The 12216-nt window shown below is 34.8% G+C and carries 10 protein-coding genes and 1 pseudogene; 5 read left to right on the plus strand and 6 right to left on the minus strand.

Annotated elements, in window-relative coordinates:
- The first annotated feature begins 1227 nt into the window (after positions 1-1227).
- The gene (locus F6K22_RS14770) at positions 1228-1725 is read left to right on the plus strand and encodes a hypothetical protein (RefSeq protein WP_293098935.1); all 498 of its coding nucleotides are present in this window, start codon (positions 1228-1230) and stop codon (positions 1723-1725) included.
- Between the two features lie 2 nt (positions 1726-1727).
- Here the strand turns inward: F6K22_RS14770 and F6K22_RS14775 are convergent, their stop codons facing one another.
- Complete coding sequence (locus F6K22_RS14775) at positions 1728-1922, minus strand: hypothetical protein (RefSeq protein WP_293098938.1); 195 nt, start codon at positions 1920-1922, stop codon at positions 1728-1730.
- A 573-nt stretch (positions 1923-2495) separates the two neighbouring features.
- Between F6K22_RS14775 and F6K22_RS14780 the strand changes: the two are divergent.
- Together F6K22_RS14780 and F6K22_RS14785 are read left to right on the plus strand one after the other, a co-directional pair.
- Positions 2496-2639, plus strand: a pseudogene (locus tag F6K22_RS14780) (IS701 family transposase); the annotation flags it as partial.
- 220 nt (positions 2640-2859) lie between these two features.
- The gene (locus F6K22_RS14785) at positions 2860-4092 is read left to right on the plus strand and encodes a DUF790 family protein (protein WP_293098940.1); all 1233 of its coding nucleotides are present in this window, start codon (positions 2860-2862) and stop codon (positions 4090-4092) included.
- Positions 4093-4248: 156 nt separating this feature from the next.
- On the opposite strand, the gene F6K22_RS14790 is transcribed toward F6K22_RS14785, so the two are convergent.
- The 4 genes from F6K22_RS14790 to rpmI form a co-directional block, all read right to left on the minus strand.
- On the minus strand, positions 4249-4851 hold the full coding sequence (locus F6K22_RS14790; RefSeq protein WP_293098942.1) for a DUF1517 domain-containing protein: 603 nt from the start codon (positions 4849-4851) through the stop codon (positions 4249-4251).
- A gap of 601 nt (positions 4852-5452) precedes the next feature.
- Positions 5453-5980: a tetratricopeptide repeat protein gene (locus F6K22_RS14795; RefSeq protein ID WP_293098945.1), complete on the minus strand. Its 528-nt coding sequence runs from the start codon at positions 5978-5980 to the stop codon at positions 5453-5455.
- 474 nt (positions 5981-6454) lie between these two features.
- Positions 6455-6811, minus strand: coding sequence for a 50S ribosomal protein L20 (gene rplT, locus F6K22_RS14800; protein ID WP_293098947.1), 357 nt, complete (start codon positions 6809-6811; stop codon positions 6455-6457).
- A 30-nt stretch (positions 6812-6841) separates the two neighbouring features.
- Positions 6842-7039 carry a 50S ribosomal protein L35 gene (gene rpmI / locus F6K22_RS14805; RefSeq protein WP_094671995.1) on the minus strand — a complete coding sequence of 66 codons (198 nt, stop codon included), beginning with the start codon at positions 7037-7039 and terminating at the stop codon, positions 6842-6844.
- A gap of 602 nt (positions 7040-7641) precedes the next feature.
- Here rpmI and scpB point away from each other — a divergent pair.
- Together scpB and F6K22_RS14815 are read left to right on the plus strand one after the other, a co-directional pair.
- Complete coding sequence (gene scpB / locus F6K22_RS14810) at positions 7642-8157, plus strand: SMC-Scp complex subunit ScpB (protein ID WP_293098951.1); 516 nt, start codon at positions 7642-7644, stop codon at positions 8155-8157.
- Positions 8158-8744: 587 nt separating this feature from the next.
- On the plus strand, positions 8745-9311 hold the full coding sequence (locus F6K22_RS14815; RefSeq protein WP_293098954.1) for a 5-formyltetrahydrofolate cyclo-ligase: 567 nt from the start codon (positions 8745-8747) through the stop codon (positions 9309-9311).
- Positions 9312-9560: 249 nt separating this feature from the next.
- Here F6K22_RS14815 and F6K22_RS14820 read toward each other — a convergent pair.
- Positions 9561-12216 (minus strand): CHAT domain-containing protein (locus F6K22_RS14820; protein ID WP_293098956.1); only part of this gene is annotated, 2656 nt, incomplete at its 5' end.

The raw sequence follows: 12216 nt of genomic DNA on the forward strand, positions 1-12216 counted from the left end.
ATTCGGTGACCGAAGAGTGCAGAGCCGCGTTTCATGTCGCGTTTGCGCAATTATTCCGTAGGAAAGCGAAACGCAATTCAAGTCGCTCCGCGTTTCGCTGCGCGACATGAAAAACGCGCGTTGTGCGGAACGCTAAACGCCATCCCATCCGTTTGTCATGCTCCGCAAACAACCGCTTTTTCCCCTTGAAAGGGGAGGCTTTCAACCGAAATTATTTAATTATTTAATTATTAATTATTCGGTAAAAGTAAGAATTGTCCCTAAATAGTCTCTATACTTATGCAATGTCTTCTGTGTGGCCATTACTGTCCCCAATTCCAATAAGCTTTCACCGAGACTTTTGAGACCCCATACTATCAACGACAAATTAGACCTGAGAAAATGCAAATGGGTCTACAGGTTCATGTTGAGGGCAGCAGTTTAAGAGGAAAGTTGAACAGTTAATAAGTGCCTATAATATAGTGATGAGTTTAGTTAGAGCAGCCTCTGAAAAAGCGAGTGCCTAATTCTGGGGTCTCCCCAGAATGTAAGAGGTACTCAAGACAAGGACAAATGATTCATAATGCTCATGTGCAGCAATTTTGATACCTCACAAATCAGTAGCGATCAGTTCTGGTAATTTTTCCAAAAAAACAGAAACAGTGCTAGTGTCTAGAATTGATGGAAGGTAATTGTTGGATTCCCATGAGGAAAGGATCCAGAACGCTGATTAATTTTGGCTGCCAGAGTAGTTCATTAATGGATAATTGCGAACTTGATAATTACAAGAAGGTTTTAACCATTACACCAATTGAATATAAGGAATATTGTCTTTGTTTTCCCCTATCCAAGGGGAGGCTTCAAGGCGCGAATTATTTAATTATTAATTATTAATTATTAATTATTAATTCTTCGGTAATTAGTAGCTTCAGATCAATATAATTTTAATGTTTATTAGGTAAAAAAAAATACTTTACACACAGGTTTTAAGTAAAAACACAGAAGAAACTCTACAACTTGACTGACAACGTTCACAAAAACTTTACTTCATTTACCTGAATCTTGACAAAAACTTTACCTAATATGAATAATTATTGTTTATAATAATGGTATGAAGATTGACAAGGCTTTTTAAAGAAGCGATCGCCTAACTATGGTTTATTTCCGATTTCATAACATGGAGCCGGAAGATAATATTTCCTCAAACTTTTCTGAACCACCTAAAAGATTACTTTAAAAAAAACAACAATGGCTAAGATACACACAAACCAGAAACTCATACCTACAACCACAGCTTGCACTACTATCAATACCAATACAAGTAAAGCCAAAACAAGCACTATTAAATACGATTTTGAGGTGTCTCCTTATCGAGGAGAATTAACACAGAAAAACTATTACGGTTCTTTCAGTTTCAATTGCTCGGAATTAACTGGAAACGGTGTAGAGTTGATCAAAATCGATAACTTTGACTTTAGATTTTTGGGTATTGACTATGGCAAAACTGATTTATTATTTGCAGAAGCCGTATTTAGGGACGGTGATTTCCTGGGATTAACTGCTAGTGGCGCAGATTTCTCTTTTATCTGTGGATTTTTCAACTTGTCTGAGGCATCTTTTGCTTACAATGTTAACTGCAGTTTTGGGGCAGCAAATGTGACATTCTCTTTAAGGAAAGTTACTAATGACAACTTTGCAACAGTCTTTACTCCTGAACCTAACATTCTGATGAAAGTTCTAGTATGACTTCATCTTACAGCACTCACTAATTTTTTGTAGAGAATTTCAGTCGCCTTACTCCGAATATTTGCTCTCATTTTCTTAATAGGTTTGCCTGTATTTTTTTCGCGATCGTAAATTTTATCTAAATGTTGTGCTATGGGGTTGGTTCTTCTACTAATTGGCTCAACCCTAGTAAAGCAGTAAGTCCAGAAAGCATTCATGGCAAGTACAGAACCAGACCTGTGATGATTTTTTTTAGAGCCACTCCAGTCCCTGGACGGAACTACTCCTAAAATTTTACCAAAAAAAGAGGTTTAAAGCCTCCCCTTTTAAGGGGATGAAAAGATAAAAGTTCATTATTTCAAGCCTCTGGGTTCAGCCAGAGGTTACTGATAACTGATAACTGATAACTGATAACTGAAATGACCCAATGAAAAAATTATTTCCGGCTGATAATCAGCATATGGCTACCACCACAGCTAGGACATATTAAATAATTACAGCAATGCATGAGGATGTTGAGGTACAGTCATAAGACTACTTTTATATTCCCTGTTCCCAGTTAAGTGTTCCCAGTTAAGTGTTCCCTAGGACAATAAAACTTTGTACCTCACCCGCCTCCGAAACTGCTGTAATATCTTTTCTGTTAGGTAATACAATTACTTAGGATTTTCTAGTATAATTTTTTTCTTCCCTGAGTAATATTTTTCCTGTTATTCATATTTTCCAGGTCTCTCTATGGGCTGTTCGTAGGTATCTACAATTAACTCAAACTATGTCAAAGATTTATTCCCATGAAACAGACCACCCCTAGTGCTATGCCTCCTTGCTTTGAAAGATGGTGTAAAAAGTTTGATGATTTTTGGAAAAACTAACCCCAAAAAACAGGATTTAGGCATTATTTAGGTGGTTTACTAGGAGAGAGTGAAACAAAAAATGCTATATTATACTATCTTCGGTTAAATACTTATAATAAAAAATTACTTGACCTAGGTTAGCTCTGGTAAGTGTAGCAATATCCTCAAGGGTAAATCAACAGAAACTTATGGTTTTTGGGTTGCGCTATTACTCGATCTAACCTACAGTATTGTAACTAATTATCTAATCCAAAAAATACCTGCAATAACTGCTAAAGGTTTGTACTAAACATCATAAATTATGTTGCCTACTGACTTACTTTCTCATCGTCAAACCGGAGAAACAATTATTCCTCAAAAGCTGAAAATAGATGCTAAAAATTTAACCATTGCCACAGAAATGATTAATTGTTTCCAAGAAACATTGGGAAAAACTCAAGGAGAACTGGATAAACGTTTACAATCAATTGAAGGAGATGACCCTAACTATCGTCTTAAACGAGGATTAGCACATATCCTCAAAGGCAGTTTTTCTACCTTTGAAATTATCAGTCCTCTTGAACCGATAGAATTAAGAAATCGTGTTTTTGCTGTTGCTTCAGAAGTTGTTCCTAGTGTCAAATCAACAGAATTAACTTTAGAGAATTTAGCAACTAAATTAAGTCAAGAATTAAATCGAGAAGTTGTATCTGATGAAATTAAAAAAGGTCTCTATGCAGACTTGCAAGAAAATCGGATTTTAACTCAATTTGATGCCCCCACACCAGAAGCACTATTACATAGATATAACCTTTCCCAAGTTCAAGGTATTTTTTACAAAGCTAGTCACATTGAATTAAATGCCCATCGCAACGATCCAGGAGAATATAAACTGTTATTTAGATATGTAAAATTATTTCAATTAATGACTTATATTGAAGGAGATGCTGACCAAGGTTTTACCCTCACAATAGATGGTCCCTATAGTTTATTTAAACCGAGCACTCGTTATGGTTTAGCATTAGCAAAAATGTTGCCTGCATTATTACACGTTACTAAATGGAGTTTACACGCAACTTTACAAAATCGTGACCCCTATACTGGAGCATGGAAAACAGGCAGATTTAGTCTGAATTCTGATTGTGATTTAGTAAGTCATTATCCCCCAGGAAAGCCTTATGATAGTATGTTAGAAGCATCATTTGCAGAACGTTGGGCTAAGTCAAAAACTGAGTGGAAATTAGAAAGAGAAGTTGATTTAATACCAATTCCTGGTAGTGTGATGATTCCTGATTTTCGACTTGTTCATCCTAATGGAGAATCATATTTATTAGAAATAATTGGATATTGGCGACCGGAATATTTAAAAAAGAAATTTGCTCAGGTGCGAAGTGCTGAATGTGATAATTTAATATTGGCTATTTCTGAACGATTAAATTTAGAAAAAGCGGGTGTAAAAGTTAAAGATGTACCAGTACCTATTGTGTGGTTTAAGGATAAGTTATTACCTAAGTCGGTATTAGAAATTTTAAATTCCTCTTACAAGACTTACTAATTTTTTATATAGAATTTCAGCTTTGAGGGTAAAAATAAACGATCTTAAAAAGATAGTTATAGTAAGCATTTGACTATTTTCGGATATGTCTATTTCATGTGCTAAAGCCCTACCAGAAACAAAAATTTTTTTATCATTAATTATTCGGACATGATATTACAAGGGAATTAATTCAGAAAAATTCACTAATAATTGTTCATTATCTAACTCATCCCCTAAACGTGCTGGTGAAAAATGTATTTGAATACCCCGCAACTTTTCTTGATAATGCAAATTAATCAAAGCTTTTAATGCCTGAGTCATGGCTCCCATACTCGCCAGGTCAGTTTCAATGTCTGGCACTTCTCCCTCGAACGCAACTGTTATCATTACCACTAAATTACCAGTGGGAGGCAAAGTTAAAGGTTCGTTATCTTCCCCGTAGTCTTCACCTTCGCTAGAACTTAGGTAGCGTTGTGCAGAGTCTGTAAACAATTCATCAAAAAAGTCTCCCGCTTCTCCTTCATTCCAAATAACATCACCTTCGTTAGCTGCCGACTGCCAATAGATATTATATTCTAAGAGACTTTGACAGACCTCAACAAGTCTTTCCCCCACTACTTCCAAGTCACCTTCTGATGCAACCGCTTCCCTAACAGCTCTATTCAAAACACCCAATAAAGGCGTTACCTCTGAACCCGCTAAGTGAATGAATAAACGAGAGACAACAAATCTCGTTTTACCTGTAAATTTTTTGAAGTTATCTTGCCAAGAACCCATAATTTTACCTGCTAATTAATTAAGTCAAAAGTCAAAAGTTAGAAAAATGGTGGTGGTGCATTGTAATGGTCGTGCATTGTCCGGCAATGTTTATTAGGAGGCACCGCACTAGGAGCATCTTGCTCTGGTACCAGGTACTCCTTTTTGCTGTATACCATTACGCGAGCAGGACTACCAGAAAAATTTATTATTTCTATTTAGTTATCAAAAAATCTTTGTTTGTAGTGGACCGACACATCTAAAAATAGTGCATTATATCACCGGGGGCTGGTTCATCTGAATTTTAGGTTAAGACTCATTAATTTATACAGAACCCGCCCCTACTATTGCAACATTTTAGGTGTGTCACGCCGATAGTTGTGCTTTACCGAATAATTATTAATTATTAATTATTAATTAAATAATTCAGCTTTATTAGCCTCCCCTTTGAAGGGGAAAAAAGTGCTCTTGAATTTCCTTATATTCAATTCCCGCATTTGTTTTAACCAGAGGTAATTATCCATTATCCATTAATGAACACCCCCGATATACCTCGCAGCACTAAATCCCAACTACAAACTACTAATTTTTACTTCTGAATTCTGAATTCTGAATTCTGAATTTAAGAAGGTGTTAAACGTTTCCTCATAGATTCTGCACGTCTTTTTGCAGTATCATTTTTTGAGTCATATTTCAGTGCTGACTCATAAGCTTCTAAAGCTTGGGCAGTTAATTTTTTCTTCTCATAAGCATGACCCAAATTATTATAAGCTGTCACATAGTTAGGAGCTATTTTTAATGCTTCTTTATACTGCCTAATTGAAATATCATATTGGTCTTGAGCGAAATAAGCAAAACCCAGAGCATTATAAATTTTCGGAAAATCCTCTAAATTCTCTTCGTCTTTTAATCTTAGAGCTTTTTGAAATAATTCAACTGCTTGAACATATAATTTTTTTTCTACATATATACTAGCAAGCTGATAATATTCATCTACTGTTCCTTGTTCTTTTGTCAGTTTATTTTTCAACTTAGAAAGCTGACTTTCTGTTTTCCTCGTCTTCGTAATCTGACGGATAATAAATATAGATGTTATAGACAATAATATTAGCAGTATTAATAAGTATAAAACTGGTAGAGTGTTATCCATAATCTTTAATCTTTACCCAGGATTAATTTTAATTTAATTCATAGAATAACAGCTTTCCTTTCTACTTCACTCTGTCTTAATACTATTTTTTCAAAGAAACCTGAGAGCTGACTGCTAATACCTAAATGCTTACCGAAAAATTAAGGTATAAAGCCTCTCCATTCATGGAGAAAAAGCGGTCGGAAAGCGGAGCATGACCTAGGATGGGATGGCGAGGTATCCTAGCTGGCCTCCAATCGACCAAGAGAGCGGTCGGAAAGCGGAGCATTCCGAAGGATGGGATGGATGGGTTACCTAAGCATATCCAATCTCCCCTTGAGAAGAAAAAAAATTCCTTTGAGCAAAATCCTATCCGTTATAAGAAGAGGTAATTATTAATTATTAATTGTTAATTATTAATTATTGAACATCAATCTTCTGAAGAGAGGGAGAATATTTAGCCTCTCCCCTACTTCCTCAACCTTCTAGTTTCTATCATCCTTTGGCTTTACTTGCCAATTCCACAACTTTTGCAAAAGTTTCAGGATCTAAAACGGCTAATTGTGCTAACATTTTACGGTTAATTTCAATATTGGCTTTTTTCATATTGCCAATTAATTGACTATAGCTCATACCTTGTTGACGAGCTGCAGCATTGATTCGGGTAATCCACAAACGACGAAAGTCCCGTTTCCGTTTCCGGCGATCGCGATAGGCATTGCGTAATGCCTGCATTACTCGTTGGTTAGCAACTTTAAATAGTCTAGATTGTGCCCCTCTAAATCCTTTAGCTAGTTTAAGAATTTTGTTACGGCGTTTACGGGCAACATTACCTCTTTTGACTCTAGGCATAATTTTTCTCCTAACCTAAAATTTTATACTTTATAAATATGGAAGCATTAAACGTACATTTTCTTCATTAGTTTCATGGACAAGAGCCATTTTCGACATATCGTTCTTGCGAGTGGAGCTTTTATGCTCCAAAAGATGACTTTTGAAAGCTTTACGACGTTTAATTTTGCCACTGCCTGTAGCTTTAAAGCGTCTAGCTGCTGATTTGCGAGTTTTTAGTTTTGGCATGGACTTACACTAATTTTACACACAAGCTTTTATAATACCATAAATTTTGTTAAAATCAAATACCTGCCTTTAGAAGTCAGAAGTCAGAAGTCAGAAGTTAAATTTTTGTTGTGACTATATTCCTCAAATCAGAAGTCAAAAGATTTTTTTCTTTTTTATCCTGGAAAGGAGAGGCTTTATACTATTTCTCTAAAATCTTGCTATATCTGATTGGGTGGGGAAGTGTGGGGAGGAAAAGAGGTGAGGGGAGAAGTTAAAATTAGGAATAATAATTACTGATCGACTAACTAATAATTGTCAAAAAAAGACTTGAAATATTGGTAATTATTTGACTGTTGAAGTAGAGCCGAAATATAGTATTAATGCATGATCATTGGTATTAAACCTTATTTAAACCTTAATTTTTTGTAAGAAATAAGGAAGAAAAGTATAATATTTTATCGCTCAATCAAATCAATAACTTTATAGAAAAAACAAATATTTATCAAATTGGTATTAAAGGGAATATATGATAGAAAAAATTAAGTGAGAAAATTTCACCCTTTCTTGATTAGCGAAGTTTTCTGACCATAATACAATCACGGTAAGGGTAATGATACTAAATGTATAGTCTTTCTACTAAAATTGAGGCAATATTATATCTTAAGGGACAACCACTCTCCATTTCTGAAATTGCTGAGATTGCCAAGTGCGAGCGTGGCCAAGTTAAAGATGCTTTAATCGAATTAATGTCAGAATATGCCCATCGACATACTGCTTTAGAGGTTGTTGAAACAGAAAAAGGGTATGGTCTTCAACTCAAACCAACTTTTACTGAGTTGATAGAAAGCTTAATTCAACCTGAGTTAGGAGTCGGCGCTCTGAGGACTTTAGCAGCGATCGCTCTGAAGGGAGGTATTACCCAATCAGAATTAGTAGATATTCGTGGTTCGGGAGTTTATCAGCACGTTCCAGAACTTGTCAGTTTAGGTTTTATCCGTAAACGTCGTCAAAAGGAATCTCGTTCTTATTGGTTGCAAGTCACTGATAAGTTTCATCAATATTTTCAACTGGATCAACTACCACAACAATTATCACTGGATCTTCTTTCTCTATCTAGTGCTAATGAAGAAGAATAATCTAGTTGCTGGGTGGCCATTTGAGTTATCAGTTATCAGTTATCAAATAAGAAAAATTTGAGTATGAGTTTGGATAAGTCAGGATTTTACCAATTTACCTTTATAATTTTTATTATATAGCATTATATAGCAGTTCTTTAATTTATGAAGTACAGTTTTAGATCCCCTCGTGCCCCCCTAAAAAAGGGGAACTTTAAAGTCTCCCTTTTTTAGCTATGCTTTATAAACATCTTTCTTCACATAAAACTTAGACATTAGACATCTCCGGAAAAGAGGGAAAACTTAACACTTAACACTTAACAGGAAGAAAGAATAGATAATTTATGGATTAGAATTGATTTGATTTTTAATTTTCACGCCTATGTCTATTAGAAAAAGGTTATGTTTCTGATTATTCAATGGATATGATAGGAGAGTAAACGTATTTAATTAGAGGCTAAACTCTTTCCACCTCCCCATCTCCCCATCCCCCCATCTCCCTATCGGAAAAGGATTTTAGCAGTTCCTGATCGGGGATAGCTTTTTTAGGTGGATTTGGGGGGATCGTAAATGTACCTCATAACTGTGGGAATTGCTGTAGTAGATTAATGCTAAAAAAAGAATTAAGAAGCTCATTATTAAAAAAACGTCGGTCTATATCTGAGACAGAATGGAGAGAAAAGAGCGATCGCCTGTGTCGTAACTTAGAAAATTTCTCCCTATTCCAAACAGCTAAAACTGTTTTAGCTTATTTTAGTTTTCGTCAGGAACCAGACCTGAATTTATTATTTACAAATATTGGAGAAAAAACAAAATTTTATCCTAAAATTTGGGGTTTTCCACGCTGTGTAGAAAAGTCTCTAGTTTGGCATATTTGGCAACCAGGAAATTATCGACAAAAAGGTGCTTATGGTATTCTAGAACCAGAATTAAATGCTCCATTATTAGAGTCATCAAAAGTAGATTTAATTTTAGTTCCTGCTGTTGCTTGTAATGTTAATGGTTATCGTTTAGGTTATGGTGGCGGTTTTTACGATCGGATGCTAAGTAAGCAAGAATGGGCATCTAAGCCTACTATTGGCATTGTGTTTGAATTTGCTTATTTACAAGATTTACCTATAGACTCCTGGGATAAACCTCTTGATTTTGTGTGTACAGAAAATGGTATAAAGTAGATTTAGTTGAGCATTTTTGAGAACTACTCCCTACTCCGTAAGATAAAAAAATTTTTCCTATTTCTTTTGCCTTTTTTTTTATTTGTCACTCCTACTTGAGAAATTCTCTAACTTTTGTTAGAGAGTTGGGTGTGAGAAGGATATGGCCATTATTGAATTGTGCGATCGCGCAATTGAACTCAATCACCTCCTCAAGTGAATATGTTTTTTTGAAAGCCAATAAAACTTGTAAACCTTGGTATAATTATATTACCAAGGGCTACCAATCATTGTAAAGCCTGCCCAATAATAAGGATGAGCAAAATTCTTATTTTGAATACTTGCTAATTCTGGCGGCAAAGTTACTTCCCGACGACTACCCGAACCTTTTAACTTACCTTCTGCTATCAATACTTCTCCCTTCAACATCGCTATTTGTGCTTCTCGTAATGCTTCGGCTTTAATATTAACATTACTCAAATGAGAATAAAATTCTGTCATTAACCCTAACGTCGCCTCATCATTGACTAACCATAAACTTGCTAATGCCGATTTAACTCCTGTTGCTATTGCTAACCCGGCAAAACCTAACTCAGAATTTTTATCTCCGACCGCTGTACGACAAGCAGATAATACTAATAGTTCAACTTCGGGATTATTCCATCCTAATTCTCGTATTTGATGCAATTTTAATTTCTCATCCCATAGTTGAATATAAGATTTATTAACATCTCCACTTCTAAATTCGGCATGGGTGGCTAAGTGAATAATTGGATAGGGATAATTTTGACGTTGACTAATCAGATTTTGCCTGGTAAATTCTTCATTGAGGAAAGTATTTCCTTGCCATAAATTTTCTGTGATTGAGGTGAGTTCTACTGGTACTGCTGGTAGAGATGGTTTATCATAAAATTTACTAGCTCCCATAGCTAAAACTTGAGTATTTTTTAAAGAATTATAGTTATTATTCATTAAGCTAAGACTAGGGATTAAACTGATATTATATTGCTCAATTAAAAATTTTTCTCCATCATGTAATGCGGCTACAGGTAAGAGACGAAATCCACTGTCCATACTCAATAATAATGTATCAATATTAGCTGCTTCTAATTCGGCTGCCATTGGAGAAATTAACCAATTATAAAGTTTTTGAGCTAATGGTAAATAGCTCTGACTATTTCGATTTCTGGGGTCGATGATATTCACATAAAATTGAATAGCAATTTCTTTTAATTTAGCGCGATTAACTTCATGAATAGTGTTGAGAATAGGTTGACCATCGGCAGTGAATAGTATTAGTTGTAGTTTGTCGTTGTAAACGTTGACATAGATAACGGCTGACTTTTTTCCAGTTTGTTGTTCCATTTCTGCTAAAATGTCTCTGGCACTTTTTGTGGATAGTAATTTGGGTTCGAGATTGACGCCAAAGTAGTTGGAATATTCATCAATTCGGCTTTTTTCTAAACCAGATATCATTTCTTGTCTGGCAAGATCTACTGTTAATGAATTTCTGGATAAAATTTGTGATTGTCCTAATATTTGAGAATAATTTATACTTTTGTTGTTGTAATTGCTGAAGTCATTTAAAATCATGTTTTTAGCTATTTTTTTATCCATTAGCATCGACTTAAGAATATTTATATTGGTGATGTTTGATTGGGGGAAATTATTAAGATTACTGATTTGTGTAGTAATAAATTCTGAATTGAACGTCAAATTATTATTAATGGTGGGTAGATTGGCAGTTATTGAACTAGGATTTTGATTATTATTAATGGTGGGTAGATTGGCATTTATGGAACTAGGATTTTGATTATTATTACTGGTGGGTAGATTGGCATTTATGGAACTGGGATTTTGATTGCTATTAATTATGGAGAAAAAGTTATTAATTTTTGCTGGATTATTGTTTGGTGTTCTAGATGGTAAAGTTAAGTTATTAGTTGGTGGTAAGGGCAAGATTATTGGTATTTGTGGAGTCTGATTAATCATTATTGATGCTGGAATCTGATTGGTAGCTGAAGTTTTCAAAGGAGGAGCTATGAGAAATGGAGGAACTATGGGAAATGCAGGAGCTATGGGAAATGGATTGTTTGGTGCTGGGAAATTAATATTATTGTTTGGTTGATTAATGTTAACTATTCCGGTATCTGTAAAAAGTTCAGCCGTGTTAATTTGACCAATTTTAGTAGTAAGATTAATATCGCCACTTCCTTGAAGTCCAGTGGAAGTAATATCCCCTGTATTAATATTATTTCTAGCACTAATATCAATATCACCAGCGCTACCTGTTTCAGCTTGACTGATAATATCTTCTGTATTAACTGAACCTAAAATGCTACTGACAGAAATATTGCCACTATCCTGACCACCAATAGAACTAATATTATCTGTATTTATATCGTATTTTGCTGTGACATTAATATCACCTGAATCTCCTGTTTCGGCAATTATTTCAATATTATTGGTATTAATATAGCCTTGGTCACTAATAAGAGAAATATTACCACTATCATCACCGCCAAAAGAACTAATATTATCTGTATTTATATTGTATTTTGCTGTGACATTAATATCCCCAGAATCTCCTGTTTTGCCTTCAGTTACCACATCTTTAATATTAACTGAACCATTGTTACTCTTAACTTCTATATCCCCACTATTATTATTGCCACTGGTAGTAATATTTTCTGTATTGATATGATTTTCGGCATCAATATCAATATTACCAGAGTCTCCAGAGTCGCCACGGGATTCAATATTACCTGTATTTACCTCCCCATTATTGCTGCTAACTTTTATATCCCCACTATTATTATTGCCACTGGTAGTAATATTTTCTGTATTGATATGATTTTCGGCATCAATATCAATATTACCAGAGTCTCCAGAGTCGCCACGGGATTCAATATTACCTGTATTTACC

Source organism: Okeania sp. SIO2F4 (genome assembly GCF_010672385.1).
In the GTDB taxonomy this organism is placed as follows: domain Bacteria; phylum Cyanobacteriota; class Cyanobacteriia; order Cyanobacteriales; family Microcoleaceae; genus Trichodesmium.